The sequence below is a fragment of the Leptonema illini DSM 21528 genome (assembly GCF_000243335.1).
In the GTDB taxonomy this organism is placed as follows: domain Bacteria; phylum Spirochaetota; class Leptospiria; order Leptospirales; family Leptonemataceae; genus Leptonema; species Leptonema illini.
This window is the reverse complement of the sequence record NZ_JH597773.1, coordinates 3,808,101-3,833,743: the sequence shown is the minus strand read 5'-3', so window position 1 is coordinate 3,833,743 and position 25,643 is coordinate 3,808,101. Positions and strand designations below refer to the sequence as shown.

25 protein-coding genes and 1 tRNA gene are annotated in these 25,643 nt (G+C 55.0%); 16 read left to right on the top strand and 10 right to left on the bottom strand.

The features are described from left to right. Positions 1-36: 36 nt before the first annotated feature. A complete protein-coding gene (locus LEPIL_RS22550) occupies positions 37-1,197 on the bottom strand; it encodes an adenylate/guanylate cyclase domain-containing protein (RefSeq protein ID WP_002774639.1) in 1,161 nt (386 codons plus the stop codon). Between the two features lies 1 nt (position 1,198). Continuing rightward, a complete protein-coding gene (locus tag LEPIL_RS17850) occupies positions 1,199-2,035 on the bottom strand; it encodes an HDOD domain-containing protein (protein ID WP_002774638.1) in 837 nt (278 codons plus the stop codon). A gap of 145 nt (positions 2,036-2,180) precedes the next feature. Between LEPIL_RS17850 and LEPIL_RS17845 the strand changes: the two genes are divergently transcribed. The 3 genes from LEPIL_RS17845 (at position 2,181) to LEPIL_RS17835 (ending at position 4,293) form a co-directional block, all read left to right on the top strand. Continuing rightward, complete coding sequence (locus tag LEPIL_RS17845; RefSeq protein ID WP_002774637.1) at positions 2,181-3,500, top strand: EAL domain-containing protein; 1,320 nt, start codon at positions 2,181-2,183, stop codon at positions 3,498-3,500. A 38-nt stretch (positions 3,501-3,538) separates the two neighbouring features. Then, positions 3,539-3,611, top strand: a tRNA-Phe gene (locus LEPIL_RS17840). A 61-nt stretch (positions 3,612-3,672) separates the two neighbouring features. After that, positions 3,673-4,293 carry a hypothetical protein gene (locus LEPIL_RS17835; protein WP_040919092.1) on the top strand — a complete coding sequence of 207 codons (621 nt, stop codon included), beginning with the start codon at positions 3,673-3,675 and terminating at the stop codon, positions 4,291-4,293. Here LEPIL_RS17835 and LEPIL_RS17830 read toward each other — a convergent pair. From LEPIL_RS17830 to LEPIL_RS17805, 6 genes are all read right to left on the bottom strand, one after another. Beyond that, a complete protein-coding gene (locus tag LEPIL_RS17830) occupies positions 4,290-5,621 on the bottom strand; it encodes an Lcl C-terminal domain-containing protein (RefSeq protein ID WP_040919091.1) in 1,332 nt (443 codons plus the stop codon). The genes LEPIL_RS17835 and LEPIL_RS17830 overlap by 4 nt on opposite strands. 102 nt (positions 5,622-5,723) lie before the next feature. After that, positions 5,724-7,124: an Lcl C-terminal domain-containing protein gene (locus LEPIL_RS22545; protein WP_157135109.1), complete on the bottom strand. Its 1,401-nt coding sequence runs from the start codon at positions 7,122-7,124 to the stop codon at positions 5,724-5,726. 157 nt (positions 7,125-7,281) lie between these two features. Continuing rightward, a complete protein-coding gene (locus LEPIL_RS22540; protein ID WP_169314832.1) occupies positions 7,282-8,715 on the bottom strand; it encodes a S8 family peptidase in 1,434 nt (477 codons plus the stop codon). Positions 8,716-9,072: 357 nt separating this feature from the next. Beyond that, positions 9,073-9,630: a hypothetical protein gene (locus tag LEPIL_RS17815; protein WP_002774632.1), complete on the bottom strand. Its 558-nt coding sequence runs from the start codon at positions 9,628-9,630 to the stop codon at positions 9,073-9,075. Positions 9,631-9,686: 56 nt separating this feature from the next. After that, positions 9,687-10,742 carry a hypothetical protein gene (locus LEPIL_RS17810; RefSeq protein WP_002774630.1) on the bottom strand — a complete coding sequence of 352 codons (1,056 nt, stop codon included), beginning with the start codon at positions 10,740-10,742 and terminating at the stop codon, positions 9,687-9,689. A gap of 203 nt (positions 10,743-10,945) precedes the next feature. Beyond that, positions 10,946-11,200, bottom strand: a complete 255-nt coding sequence (locus LEPIL_RS17805) for a hypothetical protein (RefSeq protein ID WP_002774628.1) — start codon at positions 11,198-11,200, stop codon at positions 10,946-10,948. A 124-nt stretch (positions 11,201-11,324) separates the two neighbouring features. Between LEPIL_RS17805 and LEPIL_RS17800 the strand changes: the two genes are divergently transcribed. The 3 genes from LEPIL_RS17800 to LEPIL_RS17790 are packed head-to-tail and all read left to right on the top strand — an operon-like array spanning position 11,325 to position 13,469. Further along, a complete protein-coding gene (locus tag LEPIL_RS17800; RefSeq protein ID WP_002774626.1) occupies positions 11,325-11,813 on the top strand; it encodes a response regulator in 489 nt (162 codons plus the stop codon). A 49-nt stretch (positions 11,814-11,862) separates the two neighbouring features. Further along, positions 11,863-12,996, top strand: a complete 1,134-nt coding sequence (locus tag LEPIL_RS17795) for a HEAT repeat domain-containing protein (protein ID WP_002774624.1) — start codon at positions 11,863-11,865, stop codon at positions 12,994-12,996. Between the two features lie 2 nt (positions 12,997-12,998). Next, positions 12,999-13,469, top strand: coding sequence for a hypothetical protein (locus LEPIL_RS17790; RefSeq protein WP_040919089.1), 471 nt, complete (start codon positions 12,999-13,001; stop codon positions 13,467-13,469). On the opposite strand, the gene LEPIL_RS17785 is transcribed toward LEPIL_RS17790, so the two are convergent. After that, the gene (locus tag LEPIL_RS17785; RefSeq protein WP_002774622.1) at positions 13,463-13,663 is read right to left on the bottom strand and encodes a tautomerase family protein; all 201 of its coding nucleotides are present in this window, start codon (positions 13,661-13,663) and stop codon (positions 13,463-13,465) included. The two genes, LEPIL_RS17790 and LEPIL_RS17785, sit on opposite strands and share 7 nt — an antisense overlap. A 113-nt stretch (positions 13,664-13,776) precedes the next feature. Between LEPIL_RS17785 and LEPIL_RS17780 the strand changes: the two genes are divergently transcribed. From LEPIL_RS17780 to prfB, 9 genes are all read left to right on the top strand, one after another. Continuing rightward, positions 13,777-14,193, top strand: a complete 417-nt coding sequence (locus LEPIL_RS17780) for a hypothetical protein (protein WP_002774621.1) — start codon at positions 13,777-13,779, stop codon at positions 14,191-14,193. A 72-nt stretch (positions 14,194-14,265) separates the two neighbouring features. Next, positions 14,266-14,982, top strand: a complete 717-nt coding sequence (locus LEPIL_RS17775; RefSeq protein ID WP_002774620.1) for a cytidylate kinase-like family protein — start codon at positions 14,266-14,268, stop codon at positions 14,980-14,982. Positions 14,983-14,984: 2 nt separating this feature from the next. Then, on the top strand, positions 14,985-16,106 hold the full coding sequence (locus LEPIL_RS17770; RefSeq protein WP_002774619.1) for an FIST signal transduction protein: 1,122 nt from the start codon (positions 14,985-14,987) through the stop codon (positions 16,104-16,106). Further along, positions 16,097-17,869: a putative bifunctional diguanylate cyclase/phosphodiesterase gene (locus LEPIL_RS17765; protein WP_002774614.1), complete on the top strand. Its 1,773-nt coding sequence runs from the start codon at positions 16,097-16,099 to the stop codon at positions 17,867-17,869. Before LEPIL_RS17770 ends, LEPIL_RS17765 begins: the two co-directional genes overlap by 10 nt. Positions 17,870-17,938: 69 nt before the next feature. Beyond that, positions 17,939-18,367 carry an ATP-dependent zinc protease family protein gene (locus tag LEPIL_RS17760; RefSeq protein WP_002774612.1) on the top strand — a complete coding sequence of 143 codons (429 nt, stop codon included), beginning with the start codon at positions 17,939-17,941 and terminating at the stop codon, positions 18,365-18,367. A 58-nt stretch (positions 18,368-18,425) separates the two neighbouring features. Further along, positions 18,426-19,340 (top strand): 30S ribosomal protein S6--L-glutamate ligase, encoded by a 915-nt coding sequence (gene rimK, locus LEPIL_RS17755; RefSeq protein WP_002774609.1) that lies wholly within the window; start codon positions 18,426-18,428, stop codon positions 19,338-19,340. A 4-nt stretch (positions 19,341-19,344) separates the two neighbouring features. Next, complete coding sequence (locus tag LEPIL_RS17750) at positions 19,345-20,397, top strand: succinylglutamate desuccinylase/aspartoacylase family protein (RefSeq protein ID WP_002774607.1); 1,053 nt, start codon at positions 19,345-19,347, stop codon at positions 20,395-20,397. A gap of 80 nt (positions 20,398-20,477) precedes the next feature. After that, on the top strand, positions 20,478-21,002 hold the full coding sequence (locus LEPIL_RS17745) for a hypothetical protein (RefSeq protein WP_143464668.1): 525 nt from the start codon (positions 20,478-20,480) through the stop codon (positions 21,000-21,002). Between the two features lie 21 nt (positions 21,003-21,023). After that, positions 21,024-22,199: a peptide chain release factor 2 gene (prfB, locus tag LEPIL_RS17740; RefSeq protein WP_002774604.1), complete on the top strand. Its 1,176-nt coding sequence runs from the start codon at positions 21,024-21,026 to the stop codon at positions 22,197-22,199. 40 nt (positions 22,200-22,239) lie between these two features. Here the strand turns inward: prfB and LEPIL_RS17735 are convergent, their stop codons facing one another. Further along, the gene (locus tag LEPIL_RS17735) at positions 22,240-24,261 is read right to left on the bottom strand and encodes a 7TM diverse intracellular signaling domain-containing protein (RefSeq protein ID WP_002774603.1); all 2,022 of its coding nucleotides are present in this window, start codon (positions 24,259-24,261) and stop codon (positions 22,240-22,242) included. 96 nt (positions 24,262-24,357) lie between these two features. Between LEPIL_RS17735 and LEPIL_RS17725 the strand changes: the two genes are divergently transcribed. Continuing rightward, positions 24,358-25,593 carry an RlpA-like double-psi beta-barrel domain-containing protein gene (locus LEPIL_RS17725; RefSeq protein ID WP_002774602.1) on the top strand — a complete coding sequence of 412 codons (1,236 nt, stop codon included), beginning with the start codon at positions 24,358-24,360 and terminating at the stop codon, positions 25,591-25,593. The last annotated feature ends 50 nt before the right edge of the window (positions 25,594-25,643 follow it).

Below are 25,643 nucleotides of genomic sequence, written 5' to 3'. Positions count from 1 at the left end.
GCCTGGCGCTGATCGGATCATCAACCGTTTTTAATATCAACCGTCTATAAAGCGATCGCGCTCGTGAAACATCTGAAACAGGCCGCTCTGCGGAGCGGGTTCGTCTTCGGTATCGAGCTTCTTATCAATAAAAGGATGTCTTTCATCAAGGCTCAGGATCTCGATCACCTCTTCCTTTCCGCGAAGCTTGAAATGCCCGTGCGAATGGGCCCGCACGCGATTACGAATCGGCTGGAAGGAATGATGATCGAACAGTATCGGAGCGTTCAGCTCTTTCGTCATATCCTGGATGCGGGCCGCCGCGTTTACGGGATCGCCCATCACGGCATACTTCATGCGGCGAATGGAGCCGATATTGCCGGCGAAGATTCGACCCGTCGCTATGCCGATGCCGTATCCGATCTTATCGACGACCATGGAGTTGAAGTTCTGCACGTAGGTGCGAATATCAACGGCCGTGCGGATGGCGTTGAAGGCGTCGTCGTCGGTGGGAACGGGGCATCCAAACGTTGCAAGAATACCGTCGCCAAGAAGTTCGTTCACCGATCCTCTGTTCGCGAAGATGATATCCATGATGTCGGCGAAAAGATCACTGATAAAGGTAGCGTAGTTTTTCGGGCCCATCTTCTCGGCCATCGGCGTGGAGCCCCTGATGTCAAAAAACATGACCGATGCGGGAACGATATCGCCGCCTAACTCAGCCGGGATCTCTTCGGTTAATATCTTTTCAACGAGGTCTTCTGAAAAATAACGCAGCAGGCGCTTCTTCTCTTTTTCAAGTTTGCGGTTCAGCTCTTCGATGGTGCGGCGCGATTCAAGCAGTTCAAGAGCCGTTTGAATCTTCATCACAAGATCTGCCATGACGACGGGCTTGCTTAAGAATTCGCTCGCTCCCGACGACATCGATACGATCTTAATCTCTTCGCTATCATCGGCCGAAACGACGAAGACGGGAATATCCTGTAGCTTGCTCTTCTCGCGAATCTGCTTCAATACGTCGAGGCCGGGAATGCCTGGAAGATAGAGATCGAGCAGTACGAGATCGGGCTGATAGGTGTCAAGGGCGCTGATGGCGTCTTCGCCCGTCATCGCCACTTGAATCTCGTATCCCCACATCGCGATGAAATGCCGCAGCATCTGCGCCTGCGTTTCATCGTCCTCGACGATGAGGATGCGATGCGGACGACGTGTGGACATTTCAGTTTACGGCCATCTGATAAAACGGATGCGCCTTGATCGTTTCAAATACCGTTCCGCCTGCATAGACGGCGGCTGGATCGCCTTCTCCGCCCATGTATTCATAAACGGCCGATGCATTCGAGGCGACGGAGGGAGTGACGGGCAATCCCAGAAGCTGCATCGATAGGATCGATGCGACGTAGGTGATGCGCTCCATGTCGGATTGAAGATCGCCTAACTTCGTATGAGGCCCGATGCCGGCGCATCGCACGAACTCGTCGGGCAGCTTCCAGTTCTCGGCCGTCGAGCGACCGAGGACTTCGTTGCTCACCTGATACGAATTCTGCTCCATCTCGTTCAGATCAAAGCCGTTCTGCTCGACCTGTTGCACAAGAAACGCATAGTGCTCGGATTTATTCAAAGCAAGGATGCTCATGCCGATCTTATGCAGAAGACCGGCAAGAAACACCTCTTCGCCGATGTCGTTCTTCTTCAAATCATGCGCGATATCTTTGCCGAGAAGGGCTGTGACGATCGGCAGCTCGTTCACATAGCGTCGCAGAGTCTTATCTTTGACGCTCGAATTCATGGCTTTTGTACCGAGAAAGATGACGAGGTTCTTCAGGGCCTTCAGACCGAGCAGGGTCACCGCATCTTTGAGAATCTTGATCTTCCCTGATCGTCCGTAAAAGGCGGAGTTAGCGACTCTCAAGACCTCGGCGGCCACCCCCTTATCTCCTTCGACGATCTTTTCGATGTCGTGAACGGAGGCATCGGCCGAAGTATGATCGTACTGCATGACTTTCATAACAACGGCAGGAAGGGGGGGGACGTTGAAGTCCTTGATATCGGCCATGCCGCCAGTTTCTTCTATTCTGGAAACCCGATCAACAGTTTTTCGTACCCGGCGAACCTCATTCGCTACAAACTCCTATCAATCCTGTCAGAACCGACAGGATTGACCTTGACATCGTCGCCGCTGCGGGCGATCGCAGTGGCTCATGCTCGAAGACACTCTATTCAGGGAAGAAGAAACGTTTATCAGGCGCTTTATTGCCGTAAACCGCGGACGTCCGCTTTTCCTCATCCGCTTTGAAAGAATCAGTCTTCCTCTCGATGATTTCGCCTCCCTGCTCTACGAAGAGATCCATTCGCTGGTCAACGCCACCGACATCGACTTCGGCTTTCTCGTGCTCGAAGAACTGAACACCGTTCTGCTCTGTCTCTCTCCGCGCAACGACCGCACCGAGATTCCGAACATCGACGGAGCCGTCGGTCGATTTCAGGACGAATGCGCAAAAAACGGGCTCTGCGCCTTTGAATTTGGAGTCGGCCGTACGCCGTGTAACTATCTCTCAGCCAGCGTCGAGATCTATCGCGAGCTGTACGGAACGTCGCTCAAGAATCTGAACGATAACGTGACTCGCTGGAAGTGGACGTTCTTCAACAGAGCCAATATGTATCTATCGGGATCGAAGCGCGAGGCGATGATTCAACCGGCCGTCGCCTTTGATCCGGCGACGAACACATTCTCCGTAAAAGGGGGCGAGCTTTTCATCGGCGGAGGCCACTATGCTCATTACCGCGACCTGATCGCCGATCTGCCCGACGACCAGGATCTCAATCGCTTCGAGTTGCTGATTCTCGAGAAACTCATCCTCGCATCTGAGGGGCTTCCCGGCAAATTGAAGTTTAACATCTCGCCGCAATCCTTCATCGATACCTTTCACGATGAACTGAAAGTCAAGCGACTGCACGGACTCATTCAGAGCATCGGCCTCGAACCGGAACGCATGCTCTTTGAACTCGTAGAGAAGCCCTATGAAGAAAGACGCGCTTCTCTTAAAGAGGTTTGCAAACTGTTCTGGCAATACGGCATCGGTTTCGCCGCCGACGATTTCGGAGTTAAAAGTCAGAGCCATCAGGTCATCCTTGATCTCGGTATCATGATTCGCGAATTCAAGCTTGATCCGATGAGCTTTCGGTTCAAGGCCAACGAAGATCAGACGAAGTTCCTGGATAACCTGGCCTTCATCGCCTATTGTAAAAGGCTGGCCGATAACAGAGAGGCGGCCATCACGGCCGAGGCCGTCGAGGATCTTGACACGCTTCAGTTCCTGATGGAACACCGCATCTATCAGTTCCAGTCCAACCTCTTCTGCGGAAAGATCAGCGTTGAAGAGTACCGGTCTTCTTTTGCTCTGATGCAGAATCTGCCGTATGATACGTTTGAACGACTCGTTACGGAGCCCGGCCACCGGAACGACTTCGACCATAACGTATTCCTGCGGGCCCGGAAGCCAGAGAGTGATTTCGATTGACACGACTCCCGGCAGGGAAAACAGTGTCTGCAACGGTCGCCCAGGTAGCTCAGTCGGTAGAGCAATGGACTGAAAATCCATGTGTCGGTGGTTCGATTCCGCCCCTGGGCATATTCCCCTCCTCCGTTTCCCTTGACGAAAACCGATCCTCCTGATTTCCTCCTCTCAGGCCATGAGCGATCGTATTCTAATATCATTCGGACGTCCGCGCATGGGCGAATTGCTTTTGAGGCTGGCGCATCTCTTGCGACCGACCGCAGAACTTCAGGCCATTCATTTTTCGCCTGATCCGACGGTGCCCCGAGAAGAGGCGGCATATAACACCGCCGAATCCTTCGATCGCCTGAAATCCGTCGCCGATGAGCTGCAAACACGCGTTCGCTTCGTTTACAGAGAAGCGGCGAACATTACCGACGCCATCGTCCGGCACACCGAAGCCTTTAATCCGGATTATCTTTTTCTTGGAGCTGCCGGCCTCTTCGCCGCAGACGAGCCTCTGGGCGGACGCGTCGGTGAAGTGCTTTCGCGCATCCGCTGCCCCGCAGGAGTCGTGCTTGATCGCGGCCTTGATCGATTCGAACAGTTCGTCATCCTGCGCGACCCGGCAAACGGTCATCGCGTCTCGGAGCTTTTCGGCGAAGCGCCGGAGCGGGCCCGCATCGAAGTCGTTGACCGCTTCGATCACGCCTCTCTTGTCGACGCCGATCGCGTCGTCGCCGTGCTCACAGCGCTTCAGTTAACGCTGCTACCCGAGCGCGGATCGGCGATGATTCTCTGCTTCAACGAGGATTAAAACGGCGCAGCCGTCCGCAAACAACGGATGGCGTGTGATTCAGCCTGCGGCAAAAGCTTGATTGCTCCGGTCTGAAAATCAACGGCATAGGCCTTGCTTCCCGCTGCAGTCGTAGACGACCAGACGATGGTATCGCCGCCGGCTCCGTAAAAATCCGCAGCCCTGTAGCCCGTTGCGGGCAGTTCACGACGGAGTATCAACAGGAGCTCGTCTATGGCTGGAGCCCTTCGACCTGACACAGCGGCGCATGCAGCAACGCGCTCAGAATGCACTCCCGCAATAGTCTGTGGCGTCTCGCAGAGATAGCTGCCGGAGTAAACCGATGAGAACCCGAGCGCGCATGTTAAAAAATAGTAGGTCGGGAAGAGATCCAGCCTGTAGTACGAGATGGACAACCCGTCTTCGTCTAACCTGTATCCTCCACCGCTCGTAATGCTGCCAGAATTGTATGGCCCAAACCCTGCTTCATCGCTGAGACATCGAACCGGAAGCGCCGTTGCTCGTCCCGTCTGGTTCTGTTCTCCCGTATAAAGGTTCATGCTCCAGGCAAGCGTGCTGGTGGGCCCCACGGCGCTCATCGACCAGTACTGCCCGCTTGTGAGGTTCGGAAAGTTAGCCGACGGAAGAAGCGGCTGGGTTCGCTCAAAGTCCGGAAGGCTTTCAAGTTCTTCGATAGACGGCAGGCGCCAGTTCGTACGCCCTGCATAACCCGCTCCGCTATTCATCGTATTTAAAGCTGCACAGGCCCCCATCGCCTGGCCCTGTGAATAGAGCTGCGGAGTTCCACTGCAATCCGCGGCCGTTCCGAGTGCGCACTTCGTCCAGCGGATAGTCGTCGCATTATCAATTACTACATCATTTCCGCTTAAAGTCGCTGACTGAAATCTGCCCGATCCTGTCGTTATCACGCGGGGCCCGATCTTGTTTGTGAGGAATTCTGTCGTGAAGTCCTGTGTGCCGGCAAGACCGTCGGCGCTGTGCAGCGTGGAACCGACGACGGTGACACGAACGCGGGTGTTCTCTGGAAAAAAGACCAGACCGGTTTGAACGGTTAGCCGTGAGCCCGATATGGATGTCGTAATATTCAGATTCGAAGGCTCTTCCCATACGCTGCCGTTCCAGAAGGCCACCTTGACGGTTGGCGTATCTGTCGCTCGCAAGTTCGTATCAAAGTCAAAATAAAGCCCTGAGAAGTGCACATTGACGAAGACGACACCATCGGCTGCATCAGGATTGGCGTCCAGCATGACGGGTGCCGTGCCGGTCGATCCGCCGCCGTCTCCGCCTCCGCCTCCACCGTTATTGCCTGCTGAAGAATTAGCATTCAATGCAACCCCGTTCAGCAGAAGCCCTTCTCGGCCTGCATGCAGGCTGATAACAAAACAAGAACAAGCAGGCCTATGGATTTTACGCCGGTATTCATAGAACTGTTAACCCAGAATAATCGGAGCAACAACGATGCAGCGCCCCGTATTGAATGTGTTTACATCTACAAGGAAGATCTCGCCTGTAGCGATGTTTACCGCGAAACCCAGTGATGGATTCCCCACCAACCTTGTATCGGTCCAGTAGATTTTACTGTTTCCAGTGGCAAGCCCCGGAGCCATACCCGACGGGTTGAACCGTCGCATGATATATTTCATGTCATTGACCGAAGCGAGCTGAGTCTGAAAAAAATCCGGTTCTCTTGCCTGACAGGCGGTACGGATCGTGGCCTGTGCGGCAAGCTCGCTTCCTGAACCGACGCAGGAAAGGCCGCCCGCAGAATATCCATACGGACACATATCAAATTTCGGCAAAGAGCTGTATCCGTCCGTCAAGTAGGTGCTTCCAAATTCATCCGTATCCCAGGTGAACCCATGACTCACAGAGTCTGTATGGAATCCGTGCTGATCCAGCACGCATCGAACAGGAAAGCTCTCGGCTTTATTTTTGAGAAGCACTTCACCTGCATGAAAATCTACTGTCCAGGCAAAGGCATCATCCGCCCCTCGGGAACTGCTTGTCCAATGAGGAAGAGACCACGTTGCGGGGAAGGTCGGACTGATAGCCGGGTTCACTCTGCCGTAATCGGGCAGGGTTTCCAGTTCGGTTATTGTCGGAACACGCCATCCTTTCAGGCCGCCGTACCCGCTACCGGCATTCAGAGCTCCACAGGCTGCTTGAGCCTGCTCAAACGTAAAGAGCTGAACGACACCGCTTGAACAATCGGCTCCGCTGCGCCCCTGCACACAGGGCATCCAGTACATCCCGCTGGCCGGCTCAGAATAGTAAGGTGTGCCCCCGCCACTGTTCGTGTATGTCCGTGTTAACGGAATCGGAGCCCTGTAGAGGCCACTTGTATCGGCCGTAGTGAATTCAAGGCTGATATCGGAAGCTGGCGAGCGTCCGTCGACCGTGCGTAGACTGGCCTTTTCTATGACCACACGAATCCGAACTATACCGGGCCAGACATGCAGATGAGGATCCACAGTGATAGAGTTTCCGGTTACCGCAACGGTCTCATTCAAGCCGGTCAGCTCATAGGCCGTTCCCGAGCGAACAATGTAAAGGTGCACTACCGGAGAAACGGAATCGTCGAGCGTTTCGCTCATGGTGATAGAAATGCCATTTCGGCCCAGAAGCAGATCCTGAGACGAAAGCGAGGCTGGTGTCGAAGCCGTCATCGTCAGCGCCACAGGCGGCGTGGTCGGTCCCCCACCATCCCCATCTCCGCCTCCATCTCCGCCTCCACCGGTATCACCTGCTGAAGAATTTGCATTCAAAGTAATCCCGTTCAGTAAAAGGCCTTCCAGGCCCGATGAATCGAGGCTGACCTTCTCGGCCTGCATACAGGAGGTAAGCAGCAACAGGCACAATAATAGACCAGGGCCATGGGTTTCTTTGAGATCAGTCGCCATAAAGACTGAACAAAGTCACATACGCTATTTTCCAGAAAAAGAACATTCAGTCTGTTTTTTAAATGTATTCTTACAACGATCTGCCTTTTCATGGAAACAAGCAGGTGCCCCCGTTTGCCGCAGCACCCGGCAGATCCAGGATGCGGCCTGTACCCGACTTCCCGGCAAAGGCCGGGGCGGGTCGACCTCCGGCAAGGAGGGCGTTCTTAATATCTAAGTATGGGCAGCTCGGATCTGCGCTGCGCAATAGAGCAGCTGCACCGGCAACCAGCGGTGTGGCCATGGATGTTCCAGACATCCTTTTATAGGCGGAAACATCATTCTGCCTGCTCAGAGACAGGGCAGAAACAGTCACTCCCTCAGCCTCAACGCTGCTGTTGGACTTCAGGCGAAAGCCAAGCTGAATCGGACCGCTCTCTTCAATGAGAAAAGAATACTGGATCCAGCCGACTGTCTGGAATCGCGGGCCAGTTGCATAGGTCAGCAAATTCTGAGGAGCGGAAGAGCCTGTTCCCCAGAGGACTTCGAAACGATCATGTAGGGGCTCCGTATCGATCTTTGCGAGAAAAGAAACTCTAACAGGCCCCTCTCCCTCAGGATCGTACTGACGGAATGCCATGGAATCGGAGTTTGCCGTGTATCTGCTGCCCGCTCCCGAAGGATCGCTGAGTCCACAGAGCCGTTTGTCTACAGCATCCACTTCTTCCACTCGCCACGAGGCAGAAACGTGACGCCAATCCTGGATCGAGTCAAACGCCTCGAAATCCGTTTTTCCGTTCAGGAAGGGGAAGGTGGACAGGACTGATTCGCCCGGAGCCGCCATATCGACCGATACAGCTCCATAGTTCGAAAAAGAGCTAATACCGTCGGCACTGGAACTGGAGGCAACGGCGATGATATTATCCAGATCATAAGATGCAGGAAAAAAGGGCTCGATGTCGTTATCCCGCCCCTCATTACCTGCGGCGGCAATGACGAGTACATCGCTCGATCGAGCCCTTTCAAGAGCCCCATACGTCAGATCGCCGTTCGCTCCTCCTGTACCGCCGAGGCTGAGGTTGATAACCGATGCTCCGTTTTCAACGGCGTAGTCCAGAGCCCGAACCACGCGGTCCGTAGTGGTTAACCCGGCTGCGTCGAAAACCTTCAACACCATGATGCGAGCATTCCAGCAAATTCCGGTCACGCCATCCCCGTTATTGCCGGCCGCACCGATCAGTCCTGCCACATGCGTGCCGTGACCGTAACGATCATCCGGCGTTGCATCGTCTTCGATAAAATCCCAGCCGTGCACATCGTCAGCAAAACCGTTTCCATCGTCATCAATACCGTTATCGGGAATCTCACCGGAGTTGGTCCACAATCGCCCGGCAAATTCGGAGTGACCAAGCCCGATACCCGAGTCAATGACGGCTATAACGACGGAGGAGCAGTCAGATCTCTGATCCCAAACTGCCGGCGCCGCAATCAATGCAGGCCAGGAAAGATCGGCATACAGGGCATCATCCGGTGTGGCCTGCATATGGTAGACGAAATTTCTTTGAGCACTTCGCACTCCTCGAATCCCTTTGAACCACTCAGAGCTGCGCTCTGTCTGTACTCGGAGGAGGCCTGAACCGGATGAGATTATGGCAAGCGAAGAATCACGCGCTTTCAACTCTTCAATCAAAGACGGGCTCGAACTGGTGACATCAAGAAGGACTTCGCCCGCCATGGCAATCCCGTCGGAACTCAGACCGCAGAATGCCCCTGCTCCGGCACTGGCCAGCAGCAGCCCTTCCATCAGGGAATCTGAGGCAGCGTCTCTTTTCGTACAGGCTGAAACCGATAAAGAACAGAGAACCGTCAGCGAGAGGATGCGCGTCAGCATATACAGACCTCACTGCGTAACGGCCGGCGGAGCGTCAGGGCCTTCGAAGCCGAACAGTGCACCGATGAATGCGGGAGGGGGCTCGACGACCCACTTCGCGTCTTTCTTCACAACGTGAATCTCTGAAAGCAAGGTCTTCTTCGGCGCATCAGGCAATAGAGCCAGGCGATACATCTCAATAAACGGAATAGCCTCCAGCTGCTCCGGTGGAACGGGAGCAACGGCTACACGTTGCATCACGGCAACATGCATGAGGGTTTGCGCCAGGAGTTTCTCCGTATCAAGGGTATGAATCTTAACTTTATAGATAACCCGGTCCTCGCCCTTCGAAAAAGAGAGCGTTTCGATGCGAGCCTTTGAGACGATCATTCGAAATAAGTCGTCGCGCGCCTTGATCGGCGGCCCGACAAGAAATGGCAACGGCTTGCCATTCAGAGTGAGCTCTTTATAAGGCTCGGCCTTTCCTGATTTCAGATGATTCAGGTAATGATCGAAGGCGGCCTGTGGAGGATGGGAGCAGGAAAGAATAAAGACAGTAAAGATGGTTAAAGAATGCCAGAGGTTCATAGAAGATGCCCGGAGGGGATCAGACGCGAACTGAGTTCGCGTCTGATCAAATAGCTTTACATAGTGCAGGAACTCAGGCTTGAGCAGCTGAAACTGAGCGTCATCGGAATCGTGATCTCGACGTTCTCGCCGTTCACTGTTCCTTTCACGGTTTCCGTCGTGCTCCAGTTCATCAGCATCGAAAAATCCTGATACTCAGAGGTATCGGTATTCAGTACAGTCTTTGTATTCGTTACCTGAGTACCCGAACCGCTGCCGGTCAGAGAGGAGGTGCTCGCTGTGGCCGATGCAAGTTCGGCCAGCGTATTCGCAACCTTCATGGCTGTCGAAGACGAGGTGAACTGAGAACTGAATTGACTGTTCTGGTTGGATTCAGAGCTATAGATAGAGCCATTCAGGCTCATTGTTGAGGTCCCCTGCTGTTTTCTCGTGCTGGTCCCCTGAAATGTAACGTCGCCCGTAATCACAAGGCTTTTCACAGGAATGGTAGTGTACTTTCCGTCCCAGGCGGCAAGGTTGTTCACGTCGAAGGCCGTCACTCCACACTCTGTAAAGTCCACTACAAAGTCAGAATTCATCGTATAGTCGGCATCCAACGTCGAACTCGTATTCGGATATGATCCTGTGGACGTAGAGTTATAGGTACCGTTCATGACGATTTTCGAACCGGTTCGGAAGGCAAAACTGCCCTGAACTGTAGGCGTTGAGATTTCAGTAACCTTAGTCGCTCCAGGCCAATAGTTGCAAGAGACCGGAGTCGTTGAAAGATCAATCTGCTGATTGGTCCAACTCAGCGCTGCCGCCGGTTGTGCGGCCGCCTTAATCTGCGCCATACTGGCCATCAGCTCTGCCTGCATGGCAGTCGGCGAAATGCCGGCAGCCTGAGAGGCCGCGCTTCCCGCTGAAGAGGAAGCCAGGGTTGCTCCACGCGTCGTTGTTATGGCTGCCGGGGAGCCTACGATGGTTGGATTTGACCCCGATGCGGGGGGCTGCTGCAACGCCAGAAGCAGCAGAGCATCATTGTTGTTGTCATCGCCACCACAATTGCTCAGAATTGCCAGCGACATCACGCCGGCCACCAGTACGGAGGCCTTTCTTGAAAACTGATTCATATACTTGTCCCTCTTATTTAGAGTAGGCTTTTGCATTACGTAAAAAGACCAGTTACGCAGGTCAACCCAAAAGAATCAAACAAAATCAATAAAAAAACAAACGAACACGAAGTATGTTTTTGCGTTAAATGCTGTCATTATGGTTCTACCCGGTTCTTGAACGACCCGACAGTGAGTAACCGCCCGATCTGAAGCCCTGAGGATCACGCCCGGCGCGACTCGCCCTCTTCCCAGAGCTTCAGAAACTCCTCGGCGGCAACGGTTTCGCAGCGCTCCGGAGCAAAGAGTTTTTTCACAGGAGGCTTCGGGTAGATCGAAATCTCGTCCACATCGGGCAGGGTGGTCAGCATTCTCAGAATGGTGTCGGCACCCTCGACTTCGTAAAGGGTGAAGCTCATGCCTTTGCCCGGAACAATCTGGCTGGTTTTCAGGTAGCGGAGTTCCGACGTGGGAGGCATGGGGCAAGAAATTGCCACTTCTTGCTCCGGAACAACCTTTTTTCGGTTTGCAACAGAGGGCCGCTGTTTTTCGAATAGAAAACCGGCCGGGCACTGATAGAAACGGCAGGTATCTCAGGCTATTATGGAAAAAGGATTCATCATCTGCATCGACGACGAGCGAGCCGTTCTCGAAACGCTGCGGGAGCAGCTGCTTCGCTTCTTTGGCGCCTCACATGACGTGGAGCTGGCTACAAGCGGAGAAGAGGGCCTTGCTCTGATCAAAGATATAATGTCTCAGGGCGGATCGGTCGAAGTAGTTATTACGGACCAGGTCATGCCCGGCCTGAAAGGTGATGAACTGCTCGAAGAAGTGCATCGTATGCTTCCCGAGACGATCAAGATCCTTCTAACAGGGCAGGCCGGTCTGAAAGACGCGATCGACGCCATCAATCGCGGCGGCCTGAACCTGTATGTGGAAAAACCCTGGAATATGGAAGAGATTCATGTCGATATTGAGAGGCTCATCCTCCGATATCGCGACAACGTCGAGAACCACCGGCTGCTGCGCCGGCTTGAGGCCCGCGTTCGCGAGCTTGAAGAGCAGGTTCAGGAGATCGAATCGCAGAATTGAGCCTTTTCCCGGCCTGACGCCCGCAATACGGCCGATTGTCCGCCCGATCATGCCCGTATTACGTCACGTCGGAACTCCGACGCTTATGCTTTTGCTCGCCCTGACCGCTCTCCAACCCGGGCCTGTCTTCCCGGACCCGGCCGACCCCGACGGCATAGAAGACGAAGAGCCCGAAGAGCAGCCCGAGAAAACCCTCGAAAAGCCGGGAAAGCAGGAATCCCCTGAAAAGCGAAAAGAGGCGCTCTCCCTTTTAAAGAAACGCATCCTCTACGCTTCGAGCACTGATCGCCGTAGCGCTATCCGGGACCTCAAGCGCCTCAAGAAAGACGAGCAATCCGACTTTTACGACGATCTCGTTCTCATCGTGAAAACGGATCGCGATGCTGCCGTGCGCGAATCTGCGCTCCGCTTTCTGGCTGAAGGAGGCGTATCCACGTCAAAAGCGAAAGAGGCCTACATCGCCGGACTCGACGATACGGAGCGCAACGTTCGCCTCGAAGCGCTGAAAGGCATCCGCAAGATCGAGCTGAAAGAAGCCGGGGAAAAGCTGGCAAAGCTTGTGTCGGAGTCTGAGCTAAACGAGAACGACTCGGTGATTCACGCCGCTATTCGAACGCTCGGCACGCTGAAATACGAATCGCCCGAATTCACGAAGCGGTTGCTTGACGCTCTGGATAACCCCGCGACCGAAATGGAAAGCCGGCGCAGCATTTTGCTGTATGCAGGCTCGATCCGGGCGATCTCAATGGAAGAGAAGCTTCTTGCAATCGTCGCCGATACAGACGCCGATCTGGTCATGCGTTCCTATGCGGCTAACTCTCTCGGAAAGACGGCGGCAAAAGACGGCGGCAAGGCCACAGGCGAGAGCCGGGATCGATATCTGAAAGCGATGCAGGCCGTGCTCGACGAGATTCGCAACATTCGTGATTCGCGACAGCGTGCGCGCATGAACATGTTAAAACAGCAGGCCATTCTCGCCATGATACGCATGGGCGACGATTCCGTAAAAGAAGAGCTGCGGGCGGCCGCTCAGGACGACGATGCGAATACGCGCTTTCGCGCCATCCGCTATATAGGCGAGTTAAAGTTAAAAGAGTATCGCGATCTGGTCGAGTTCAAGTCAAAACACGATGAAAGCCCGAAGGTTCGCAAAGAGGCAGAGCGCGTTCTGAAAGAGCTGTGAAAGTGAGCGCACGCATAACAATCCTCGCTCTCCTATGCCTTGTCGCCTCGGGCACGGCCCAGGCGCAACCGGCCGGATCCGCCCCCTACGAAGGACTTCTTCGCGAATCAGACATGCGCCTCTTTCAATTCAGAGACGCCTTAAAAGAGCAGAAGCCGCTGCCGGATTTTCTGTATCTGCGCTATCGCGGGAGAGAATGGAATCATGTCGTCTTTTACGATCTGGACGGCAAAGAGGCTCTGTTTCGCTATCGTACGGATCGATTCGATGATCTTGCAGAGCGAAAGATTCGCGATCTGCTTCCCGGCCAGGTTTACAGGTTACCCATCAAGTTTTTCGGCCTGATCGAACGACGCATCGTTTACCCACCCGGAACACCCGACTTCCAGCGGCTGCTTGACAGCGACGCAGGGCGGCCTGCCTTCGAATTTCTCTCGGCGGAGCCGCGCCAGCCCGATTTTATTATCTATTGATGCTGCTTCCTGTAATCGTCCGTCAGCATGCCGGCGAAGCCCCAGTCCTCTTCTTCGATTTCCTGGATTACGATGTGCGTATGCTCGGGTTTTTTTCCGAGAACACGCACAAGGGTATCGGTGAATTCTTCGACAATTTTCTTCTTTTGATCGCGCGAAGCTCCTTTTGTGATCTGTAGGTTGATGTAAGGCATGCAAACTCCTGTGACTCGCCGTTTGAAATTGATCGCTTCAAAATGGGTGAAATGTCACAGAACGGCTCTCGTATTTCTGTTTGACAGCGATTCCATTCAGACGTCGCTGAGCGATGTTCGTCAGCAACGGAATCACAACGTCCGAAGTCGCCGCCTCTGTCTTCGCTCTCTGCACGATTGTAGTTATCCTATTCCAGATCGCCCTTGCTGCGGGCGCTCCGTGGGGCGAATTCGCAATGGGAGGGCGTTTTCCCGGGAAGCTTCCATCGGCAATGCGCATCGCCGCTCTGGTCCAGGTCGTTGTACTCGCCTTCATTACGTTTATCGTGCTTGCGCGGGCGGGCATCGCCGGCTCAGAGTTCTACGAGCTTTCTGTAAAAGCGATCTGGGCCGTCGTCGGCTTCAGCTTGCTCGCCACTGTACTGAATCTTATAACGCCGAGCAAAAGAGAACGTATGATCTGGGCGCCCGTCGCAATCCTTATGCTTGTTACAAGCGTGATCGTCGCCTTGAGTCCTGCATCATTTTGATTCACGATCTCATCAATTGCCGGAGAGCAAAATTTGCTTGATTTTCTTTAGCATTATGGGAAGGCTCAGCCCATGCCGGAACATGCAATCTTAAAATACCTGAAAGAGAGGCGCCTTGCCGAATTCGGCCCCGAGGTGGAACCGAAGAAGCCCGGTCCCGTCGTTACCATATCGCGCGAATACGGCTGTCCTGGCTTTACGCTTGCCGAAAAACTGGCCGGCACTCTCTCGCGCAAGACGCTTGCCGATGGCAGCCGCGGCGAATGGAAGGCCGTGAATCGTGAGATACTCAAAGAAGCGGCCGATCATTTCGAGCTACCCGAATCTCTTGTGAACGAGATCTACAGAAGGGCGCATCCCGTGCATCCGCTTGTTGATCTTTTCAGGTCGCTTCCCGGCAACCCGATGCCCGGAGACGTTAAGATCAAAAAGAAGGTTGCCGACATCGTTCTAAAAATGGCCACGGACGGTCGCTATGTCATCGTCGGAAGGGGCGGCGCCATGCTTGCACGCAACATCCCCGACTCCCTTCACATTCAGCTCTATGCACCGGTCGCCTGGCGGCTCGACAGGGTGATGGAAAGAGATAAGGTTTCTAAAGAGGAGGCGCTGCGTCGCATTCAATCCGTCGACCAGGAGCGTGTCTTTTTGCGTAAGTTTTTATCGGGCGAGACGCCGACGACGGACTTCTTCGACGTCGCCTTTAACTGCGCGACCGTCAGCGTCGCACAGATTGAATCGGCCACAATTGATTTGCTTTACAGCAAACACATACTGCAATCAAAGTAAGCGTGGCCGGATTTCGAATTCAAAGATGGGATTCGTCGGATCCCGTAGCGATCAGCAAACAATGTAACGAGCTCAATGCGAGTCTCCGTTACTGCTTTCTTCTTTCAGAGAAAGACGCGAGCCTGATTCCCGTTATCCAGAAGAGCGTGCCTGATGGATTGCGCATCAGCGGGGCGCTTTTCCCGGCTCTGCTGGCAGACGGGCGCTTCGACGCCGCAGGCTGTATCGTCATCGAGATGCAAGCCGCTCCGGAGCCCGTAATCCTCGAGAACGCTTCGTCTGAAGCATGTATGGCTGATAATGCCGCTCGCATGGCGCAATATGTAAAGAGCCTTCCCGCAAATGAACCGGCCGCTCTTTTCTGCATATTCGACGCTCTGATTCCCAATATCGGAACGCAGCTCGACACCTGGTATTTGCATGTCGCCGATCGAGTGAGGCTTTTCGGCGTCAATGCCGGCAGCGAGAGCTTTACTCCAATCGATTGTCTGTTCGATAACGAACTTCTGTATCGGGATGCCGTTCTTCTACAGATTCTTCCCGATCACCCGGGAGCGATTCTCGAACATGGCTATCCGGCGCCGGCGGAATTCATTACGGCAACGTCGGCAGAGGGTAATAAGATCATTCAGATCGACTGGCAACCGGCCCTCGATCGATATCGACAGATCATGTTCGAGCGAAAGGGCGTGGAAGTGACGCGGGAGAACTTCTATAACTATGCCGTCCACTTCCCGTTCGGCATCATGCGCGCCGACGGCGAAGTTCTTGTGCGAATTCCCGTAGGATTAACCGAAGATGGCAGCATCTACTGCATCGGCGAGATACCGGCAAACTCTTTCCTGACTCTGCTCGATGCGGCCGCCGGCTCCCATAAAGCTCCGGCCCGGTTAGCCGAATCCCTGAACGCGATGTCGGATTGCTCCGATCTGCTGCTTTTCTACTGTGCCGGACGGCGGCTCCATCGCGGCCCGGAGGCCGAAAAGGAAATCGATGAGATCCGGTCGCGCGGAGGCTTCCGGAATATTCTGGGCGCGCTCTCTCTGGGCGAGATCGGAACCTCGCATCAAAGCCGATATCCGCTCTTTCATAACGCCACCCTGGTCGGTGTACCGTGTCGATAAATCGAGAACAGGCTCTGGTCGTACTTTACGATCTGGCATTCACGATCGGAAGCGATGTCTCGCGCGAAGCCCTTATCCAGAAGACGCTGCAACGTTTTCTTTATCATACGGGATTTCCCGCCGGAATATTCGTAACGGATGAATTGATTGCGGGAGATTCCGTCCGTGTGATCCTTGATCAGGTAATCGGCGATTATAAGCTTCTTGAGAGAAGAAAGGAAGCCCTGCAATTGACGAAAGACCTTGTGAGTCAGGAATCCCGCCTTATTGAAGGCGAGCATATCCTCGACGGACATGAGAAAAGTCGTCCCTATCGCGTAGCGTTAGCCATGCCCGTGCCGGGTTACGGGCATATGATTCTGCTCGGCGTGGACGCTCCGACGACGACGCTGCCGCTGACGACGCTCTTTCAGCCCGTTCTCTCCCGTCTCGGCACGGCCATCAAGCTCTGCGAAACGTATGAGCGCGAAGTGCAGCGACGCATCGAGCGTGAATCTCACTACGATGCTCTGACCGATCTGCCTAACGCTCAGCTTTTCGCCGCCACCCTGAACGAGGCGTTACAGCGTTCAAAAACGTCGAATCGCATGCTTGCCGTCGTGCAGATCGATCTTGATGAATTCGCTAAGATCAACCACACGTACGGTAACTCCGCCGGAGATCAAGTCCTGACCGACTTCGCCCTTCTTTTACGGCCGGCTCCCTGGTTTTACGCCGCCCGCATCCTGGGGGACGAGTTTGCTCTGCTCATCACCGACGTATCCGATCGCGACGAGGCGCAGGACAGACTGTTGCAGATCCTTGAACCGAAAAATCTGATCATCCGACTTGACGATCATACGATAGAGCTGCAGGCCTCGGCCGGAATCTCGCTGTTTCCCGTCGATGCCACAGACGGCGACATGCTGATGCGGCATGCGCGTATGGCGCTTGACGACGCGAAACGTGACGCTCACGGCACGATCCGCTGGTTCGATAGCGAACAGGATCGACTTGCCCGCGAGCGTCGAAGCACGCTCGGTCGGGTTCGTTCGGCCCTTGAGAACGGCGACCTATCCATCTACTATCAACCGCAGATCGACCTCCGATCGAACGACATCCGCGGCTTTGAGGCTCTGCTGCGCTGGAATCGCGAAGATGGCGTAATCCTGCCGGGCGCCTTTCTGCCTGAAATCGAAAACAACGACCTGATCTGCGATATCGGAAGATACGTGCTGCGTGGCGCCGTCGAACAATCGGCGCTATGGAGAAGACTCGGCCTCGCCTCGCATGTTAGCGTGAACATCGCCGGACGCCATCTGCAACATCCGGAATTTATCGACGATCTTAAGGCCGTCATCGAATCGGTTCCTGGAGCGCATGTGTCCGATCTCGAAATTGAGATCCTCGAAACGACCGCCATCAACGACTTCGAACGAACGAGAGACATCATTTTAAGATGCCGGGCGCTTGGAATCCGCGTCGCTCTGGACGATTTCGGTACGGGATATTCCTCGCTGGCCTACTTGAGCCAGCTACCGGTGCAGACGGTAAAAATCGACAGACTTTTCGTGAATCGTATGATCAACGAAGAGCGCAGAAAGGCCGTCGTGCAGGCCATCATTAACATCGCCGGAGTATTCGGTCACGATGTCATCGCCGAAGGCGTCGAAACCTACGAACAACGGGCGGCGCTGGCCGAAATGGGATGCCATGCGATTCAGGGCTTTTATATTGCGACTCCGATGCCCGAAGACCAGGTGCCAGCCTGGATACCCGGTTAATCATGCGTCGGCGTCGTCGAATTCTCAGCTTCTACTTGACCGCCCGCACAGAAGGCCGATTCTCACGCTGTGTCAGACAATCAGGTTACCGTCGTCGGATGGAAGGAGTGGGCCGCCCTTCCCGATCTGGGCGTGAAGCGGATCAAGGTGAAGATTGATACGGGTGCCCGTACATCCGCTTTGCATGTTGATGATATGAAAATCTTCTTCAAAGACGGCCACCGCAAGGTATCGTTTCGGATTCGCCCGTATCGTCGCCGCACCGATCTGAGCGTGCTGCATGAATGCAACGTAATCGAAGAACGCTCCGTGAAGAATTCGGGCGGCAAGGTCGAGAAACGGCCCGTCATACAGACACGCATCCGCCTCGCCGGGAAGGAGTTCCCGATAGAGGTGACGCTGACCAATCGCGAAGATATGATCTTTCGCATGCTGCTCGGACGGCAGGCGTTGATCGGACGTTTTGTCGTCGATCCAGGCCGTTCAGAATCTAAGTAGAACTCATCTCACAAAACCGACACGTAAAAGGAATACCGTTCCGAACGGAGACCGCACAATGAAATTATTGATACTATCACGTGGGCCTAACCTCTATTCGACGCGACGGCTCGCCGAAGCGGCCCGGCTGCGCGGCCACGACTGCGAAATCGTTGACCCGCTTAAATGCTATATGAATATTACGGCGAACGATCCGCAGGTGCATTATAACGGTCGAATGCTGAGCGACGTCGAGGCCGTCATCCCCCGCATCGGCGCAAGCGTCACTTTCTACGGGACGGCCGTGCTGCGACAGTTCGAGATGATGGGAGTGTACGCGGTGAACCGTGCCCGGGCCATCGCACGAGCACGCGACAAGCTGCGATCGCTTCAGATGCTGGCCGTGCGCGGCATCGGATTGCCCGTCACCGGATTCGCCCACTCCCCCGAGGCCACCGACGACCTCATTCGCATGGCAGGAGGAGCTCCTCTGATCATCAAGCTGCTCGAAGGCACACAGGGTATCGGCGTGGTGTTAGCCGAAACGAAACAGGCGGCGGCGAGCGTCATCGACGCCTTTCGCGGTCTCAAAGAGTACTTTCTCGTACAGGAGTATGTAAAAGAGGCCGAAGGATCCGACCTTCGCTGCTTCGTCATCGGAGGCAAGGTCGTTGCCGCCATGCGCAGACAGGGACAGAAAGGAGAGTTTCGCTCCAACCTGCATCGCGGCGGCCATGCGCGCATGGTGCAGATCACCGAAGAAGAGCGCGAGACGGCCGTTCGCGCTACAAAGGCGATGGGGTTAAACATCGCCGGCGTCGACATTCTGCGCTCGCATCGGGGCCCTCTTGTGATGGAGGTGAACGCTTCGCCGGGCCTTGAAGGCATCGAGCGGGCGACGGGGCTCGATATCGCAGGCGCCATCGTCGAATTCGTCGAGCATCATCAGAGTAAAACGAACGCCCGCCGACGTCGGCGTACCGTTCCGGAGTAAGACGTTGCGCCTTCGAATCGCCGACATCGACATCCCGCCGGAATCCATGACATCGGTAGAGATTCCCGTACCGGGTCTTTATGCGCATGCGCCCATGTCGATGCCCGTGCGCGTCGTTACGGGTAAAGAGAGAGGCCCGATTCTTTTGATCCTGGCCTGCGTGCATGGCGATGAAATCAACGGTATGGAGATCATTCGCCGCCTGCTGTCGAATCCGTCCGTGCGCAAGATTCGTGGAGCGATCGTCGCCGTCCCCGTCGTGAACGTCTACGGGCTGCAGGCGCATTCGCGGTATATGCCCGACCGGCGCGATCTCAATCGCTCCTTTCCAGGCTCGGAGCGCGGAAGCCTGACCTCGCGCATGGCGCACATCGTCGTTCGAGAGCTGCTCTCCATCGCCACACACTGCATCGACATCCATACGGGAGCGCTGCATCGCTATAACCTTCCGCAGATTCGCGCGACGTTAGCCGAAAAGCGCAACCTCGAACTCGCCAGAGCCTTTGGCGCTCCCGTTATACTCGACTCCGAATCTTTCGAAGGATCGGTGCGCCACGCAGCCGGCAAAATGTTTAACATCCCCTGCCTGCTCTACGAGGCGGGAGAGGCGCTTCGCTATGACGAGCTTTCGATCCGCACCGGCGTGCGCGGACTGCTACGCGTGATGCGACATCTGGACATGATCGGCAAAGCGACTCGCGAGAAGAAGGCCGACTTTGATCCTTTGATCTTCAAGCAGAGTTCCTGGGTCCGCGCTCCCATTTCGGGCGTGATGCTGGATTCCCGACAGCCCGGCGATATCGTCGATCGCGACGAGATACTCGGCTGGATCGGCGATCCTTTTGCCGAAAAACAGGCGGCCGTTATCAATCCTGCCGCCGGCATGGTCATCTGCACGACCAACATCCCCCTTGTTAACGAAGGTGAGGCGCTCTTTCACATGGCACGCTTCGACGGCGCAGCAGGGCCCGGCATGCACGATACGCTGCAGACCTACCGCGATATCATTCGTATCTCTGATGAATTCCTGGGACCGGTTGCAGGCGGGCCCGAATGACGGCAAGATCGACCGATCAGTCATTATCGCTGATAACAGCATTCCGGCTGTTCTTAACAGTTGCACGGCCCTTTAGAACAGTGACGCGGCTTTCGATCATCGCTATCTTCTTCTCCGTTTTCGCCGCGCTACTTGCGGCCGAACCGAAGCGCCCCTTTCTCTGGTCTGACGGTATTCGCAAAGGTAACGTTTTTAAAGACGAGCGCCTTCCGTATAGCTTTGTAGCTCCCGACGATATCGTCTTTCGCATCTGGAAAGAGGGAGCGTTCTACCGATTTGAGGCACGCAGCTACAGGTCCGAGACGCTACAGATAGCAATGACGACTCTGCGCTACAATCGTGCCGTTCCGCTTCAGAGCATGGCGGCCGAGCTCAGCGATGGATGCGCGCCCGATACAGTGCGGATCGAGGAACGGGCAGCTACGCTACAGGTGCGCTGCCGGGATTCGCTGGATAGCTTTGCCCTTCTTCGCCGCCTGCAACTGTCAAATTCAAATCCACAACTTCTTTATTACTTCGAGATACGCACCGGCACGTCTGCGATGACGGACGAGCTGCAATTCGAGCTCTATCCTGAGTTCAGATTCGTCTTGCCGCCAGAATGACCGCCAGAGAACTGGAGCGCTATGGCCGAGCAGAAGGGCACAGATTACTACCAGTACCGAAACCGACACGAACTGGAAAAGGATGCGCGGGAATTCCAGGAGCTTTTTCTCAAGCGCTGGAATAAGAACCGCATCGACGCCCTGCGAGTCGAGCTCTCTGACATGGAAAACCGCATGAGTCAGCCCGATTTCTGGGATGACGCCGACCAGGCGCGGGAGATCTCACGTCAGAAGTCAGCCCTTGAAAAGAAGACCGAGCCCTGGGTGGAGCTTCGCCGCGAGGTGGACGATTTCGGTGATCTGATCGCCCTGACGATTGATGAGCTCGGCGAAGAAGAGGGCTTTGCATCGCTGTCGAAAGACTTCGCCCGTATGAAAGAACAGTTCGACGGATTGCAGCTTTCTGAGGCGCTTCTCGGCGAGGACGACGGACGCAACGCCCTTGTGACGATCTCTTCAGGAGCGGGCGGAACGGAATCGCAGGACTGGGCGCAGATGCTCTATCGCATGTATACGCGCTGGTTTGAGAAACGCGGCTATGACGTCGAGACGCTCGACTTTCAAGAGGCCGATGAGGCCGGCATTAAAAGCGCCTCGCTTCTTGTAAAAGGAGAGAACGCCTTCGGCTATCTGAAAGGCGAGAACGGCGTACATCGCCTTGTCCGTATCTCTCCGTTCGATTCCAATAAAAGACGTCATACATCCTTTGCCTCCGTTCATATCTCTCCTGAACTCGACGACAGCGTGAACGTTTTGATCGAAGAGAAGGATCTGCGCGTCGATACCTACAGAGCAAGCGGCGCCGGCGGTCAGCACGTTAACAAAACCGATTCGGCCATTCGTATCACGCATATTCCGACGGGCATCGTCGTTCAGTGTCAGAACGAGCGCTCACAGCATAAAAACCGCGATCGCGCCATGAAGATGCTGAAGGCTCGCCTCTATGAAGTCGAAAAGGCGAAGAAAGAGGCCGAGGCCGAAAGCAAGGCAGGCGAGAAGAAGGACGTAGCCTGGGGCAGCCAGATTCGCAGTTACGTAATGCACCCTTACAAAATGGTGAAGGACCTTCGCACAGGCGAACAGACGTCCGATGTTGAATCGGTGATGAACGGCGATCTTGATCCGTTTGTGATCTCGTATCTCAAGAATCTCTCGGCCGGAACGCTGAAAAAAGGCGCCGTAGAAGACGAAGATTGAAACGGCAGAAACGATCTGGTTAACGCGGTGCTGTCGGCGTTTACGGCGCCGATTCCGATGTAACCGCCACGACCGTCTGTCCGTCTCTGCGTACGTCGATGACGAGCAGCGTGAAATCGTCGTCAAACTGGCCGGTACCGATCCATCTTCTCACCTCGCCATACAATCTGTCGGCAAAGGTCTCCACCGCATCTTCGTAATGCGTGATCAGAAATTCCTTCAGACGGCGGGTTCCGAACATCTTGCCGCTGCCGTTGCGCGCCTCGGTTATGCCGTCTGTAAAAAGAAGCATACGGTCACCGGCGAGCAGGTCCAGGTCCAATCCTTCGACGGAGGGATCAGGAAAAGGCCCGATCAATCTGCCGCGTGGCCGCGTTTCGAGAGGCGATTCTCGACTCGGATGGTAGAGCAGTAGAGCCGGATGACCCGCCGATGCGATCCGCGCTTTCAGGTTCTTCGCGTCGATATGAACGCAGCTTGCCGAGAGAAAATAGTCGCCCGTGCGACCGTGCAGGATGTCGTTCATACCGAGCAGAACATGCTCGGGCCGACGGGCTCGCTCCAGTTGCAAATCGAAGGCGATCTGTCCCATCGAAGCGATGAGGGCGGCCGACACGCCATGCCCCGAAACGTCGGCGATAATGAAGCAGACTTCGGATTCGCCTAACTGCAGGCAGTCGAAAAAATCTCCGCCGACATGATTCATCGGCATGTATCGCGAGGCCACGCCCAGGCCCTCAATGCGGGGGATGGTTTTCTGCAATACGCTCGATTGAATACGGCGTGCGGCATCGAGTTCATGGCGTAGCATCGATAGCTTCTGCTCTTGAAGTAGAGATCCGCGCAGAATTCGCTCGCGCTCGGATTTCAGAGTGTTTATACGATCTCCAAGAGCAAACGAGAGAAGGATCACCTCGCTGATCGAACCGATCTGCATTCCGTTCTCGGTAAAGAACGATACGGGCAGCAGTTCGAGCGAACGCATGAGAGTGACGACGATGGCCAGCGCAAGCAATCCGAAAGCGAGCAGAAAATACCGCGCCGGTCGGAATCCGCGTCGGTAAACGACGGCTGCCGTTATAATACCGATTACCTGAGGAATGGGAGTGGCGATCGTAGCGATGCGGCTTGCAATATGCGGGTCGATCAAGAAGGGCATCACGACGAAAAGAGCGCCAAGAACGATCATAGCCTGGAGCAATCGATCCATGATCGGAGCGTGCACCCTGCTCTGCAAAAATTCGCGAGCAAAAGGAAAGACAAAAATCAGCGTTAACCCCGTAAAAAGCGGAAAATACCGCACCTGCAGATACGGAAGGTTCGGCCAGAAAAGCTCGAAGCCCGTTCCCGTAAATCCAAGCTGCACAAGCGAAAAGGCGACCACGTATAAAACATAATAGAGATAGCTGATATCTCGAAACGAGAAGAAGAGAAAAAGGTTATACATTCCCATTACGAAGATGATGCCGAAGTACATGCCCTGCACGACCTGATCCCGGCGATCGTGAACGGCAAAGGCCTCGGCCTCCCATACCGTCATGGGCATCTGCAGATTACCGATCGCCCACGCTCTGAGATAAATCGTTGTTTCGCCGGGTTGTAGCTGTAGCGGGAAGGCGAACGTTCGCGTCGGGTATGGCCTCTGTGAAAAAGGCTTTCGCACGCCCGTAGACCACTCCTGCTGCAGCATCTGTGAGTGAACGGTGTAAACGTCAAGCTCGTCGATATGCGGCCATTGCAGTTCGAGCATTCTTGCAACGTAAGATTCGGAACTCAACGTCACGCGTAACCATATACTGTTTGTCGTTTCCCCGAAGCCGGGGATCTCTTTCTTTTCAGGATGAAAGCAATCACTCTGCATCACATCGGCAAGGCGCATGTCGCCCCCCGGATCGATGCAAGTTTCAATCATCGCCTTCTCTGCACCGCGCAGATCTACGCGATCGAAATTAACGGAGACAGGAGCGGCATCAATTGCATGAACGCACAATACCAGAAGAAAGCCGGCAAGAAGGCCGGCAAGAAGGCCGGCACTCCGCCATGCTCTCTTTTTTTTTCGCATGTGGGATACAAAGTGTACGAAACGGATCAGGAAGCAAGCGCGAAGCCGCTTTTCTAAAAATGGTTGTGCGATAATCGCCGACGACGATGAGGACTCATGCCTTCTCATCGTTTCGCTCTTTTCGCCTTCATCGCCGTTTTGAGCTTCTGCACATCGACGCTTCCCGGCGCCCCCGTGAAAAACGGCCGTATCGCCAAACCCGTCTGCCTCATGCAGCCCGAAGGCTGCCCCTGTTATTCAGGAGCGGATCAGAAGAACGTCGCCACGCGCATCTATCATAACGAGGCGCTGATCGAAGCCGGCGAGACCGTTGCGCAGCTCACGCCAGTTGCTCGCTACAAAGGTCAACCGCTTGATAAAAACGCAGACGTTTGTTATTATCCGACGGCCGCTCTGCGATGGCAGCCCGAAGCCGTCGATCATGTGCTTTCCGTTCAGAAGCTCGATCATCGCCCGCTTCCGCTTGAGGTGCTGTTTCTCGGCCTGAGAAAAGAGGATGCCCTGCAGACCGTTTCTTCATATAAAAAGGCAAGCCTCGGTAAGTTCTGGTTCACCTACTATCACCTCGCCCTTGAAGAGCATCATCCGGGCCCGAAGGTGCCTGTTCTCTCTCCGCAGGGTAAGGTGATCGGACATACGTCGCAGGAATTCCAGAAGCAGGTGCGCTGGCAGGGCAGCGGCATCGCCGACGATGGCACGAAATACCATTACTCGGGTACTCAGGGGCGTTATCATATCTATGACGAAGAATGGGGGATGGGCGCCGGGCGTGGCTATGAGGTTTTTCCGTACCGAACGATCGCCGTGAACTTCAAAGGGTTCTGTTCGCGTCTATATCCGAACGATGCCGTGCAGCGCGAAGGCTGCCGTCGCGGAGGCGTACTCGGCATCGCCGTGTTCATGCCCGAGGTGGCCGCTCGCAATGTGAAAATGGAAGACGGCTCGGTGCACGACGGATGGTTCTGCGCCACCGACACGGGAGCGCCGACGCACATCAAAGAAGATCGCATCGATATCTTTGTCGGCGCCCACGGCGGAGGCAATCCGTATCTGCCCGCCTCGCGACAGTGGAATTCCATGTATGCCGCCGGACTGCGTAACAGCGTGCAGTGGGACTGGAGGCTCTGGCAGACCGAAACGCAACGCATCTGGTGCGATCTGAACCGGCTTCCGAAAGAAGGCGAGGCGCCCGATCCGAAGCGGCACTGCCTGCATGATTATCATACGACGACGCCTGAGAAGGCCGTTACAATGCAGGTTGCCTTCATGCCGTCGGGAGAACTGCTACGATGCAGAACAGGCCGACAGATACGAGATCTGCGCAAGAGATAAAAGCCGGTTCCAGAAACAGGCCCTCCAGGGTAAGGAAAGGCAAGAGCAAT

Coding starts and splice junctions, on each gene's coding strand:
- LEPIL_RS22550 (WP_002774639.1), bottom strand. CDS start 1,197: ATGTCCACACGTCGTCCGCATCGCATCCTCATCGTCGAGGACGATGAA.
- LEPIL_RS17850 (WP_002774638.1), bottom strand. CDS start 2,035: ATGGCCGATATCAAGGACTTCAACGTCCCCCCCCTTCCTGCCGTTGTT.
- LEPIL_RS17845 (WP_002774637.1), top strand. CDS start 2,181: ATGCTCGAAGACACTCTATTCAGGGAAGAAGAAACGTTTATCAGGCGC.
- LEPIL_RS17835 (WP_040919092.1), top strand. CDS start 3,673: ATGAGCGATCGTATTCTAATATCATTCGGACGTCCGCGCATGGGCGAA.
- LEPIL_RS22545 (WP_157135109.1), bottom strand. CDS start 7,124: ATGCAGGCCGAGAAGGTCAGCCTCGATTCATCGGGCCTGGAAGGCCTT.
- LEPIL_RS22540 (WP_169314832.1), bottom strand. CDS start 8,715: ATGCAGGCCACACCGGATGATGCCCTGTATGCCGATCTTTCCTGGCCT.
- LEPIL_RS17815 (WP_002774632.1), bottom strand. CDS start 9,630: ATGAACCTCTGGCATTCTTTAACCATCTTTACTGTCTTTATTCTTTCC.
- LEPIL_RS17810 (WP_002774630.1), bottom strand. CDS start 10,742: ATGAATCAGTTTTCAAGAAAGGCCTCCGTACTGGTGGCCGGCGTGATG.
- LEPIL_RS17805 (WP_002774628.1), bottom strand. CDS start 11,200: ATGCCTCCCACGTCGGAACTCCGCTACCTGAAAACCAGCCAGATTGTT.
- LEPIL_RS17800 (WP_002774626.1), top strand. CDS start 11,325: ATGGAAAAAGGATTCATCATCTGCATCGACGACGAGCGAGCCGTTCTC.
- LEPIL_RS17795 (WP_002774624.1), top strand. CDS start 11,863: ATGCCCGTATTACGTCACGTCGGAACTCCGACGCTTATGCTTTTGCTC.
- LEPIL_RS17785 (WP_002774622.1), bottom strand. CDS start 13,663: ATGCCTTACATCAACCTACAGATCACAAAAGGAGCTTCGCGCGATCAA.
- LEPIL_RS17780 (WP_002774621.1), top strand. CDS start 13,777: ATGTTCGTCAGCAACGGAATCACAACGTCCGAAGTCGCCGCCTCTGTC.
- LEPIL_RS17775 (WP_002774620.1), top strand. CDS start 14,266: ATGCCGGAACATGCAATCTTAAAATACCTGAAAGAGAGGCGCCTTGCC.
- rimK (WP_002774609.1), top strand. CDS start 18,426: ATGAAATTATTGATACTATCACGTGGGCCTAACCTCTATTCGACGCGA.
- prfB (WP_002774604.1), top strand. CDS start 21,024: ATGGCCGAGCAGAAGGGCACAGATTACTACCAGTACCGAAACCGACAC.
- LEPIL_RS17735 (WP_002774603.1), bottom strand. CDS start 24,261: ATGCGAAAAAAAAAGAGAGCATGGCGGAGTGCCGGCCTTCTTGCCGGC.
- LEPIL_RS17725 (WP_002774602.1), top strand. CDS start 24,358: ATGCCTTCTCATCGTTTCGCTCTTTTCGCCTTCATCGCCGTTTTGAGC.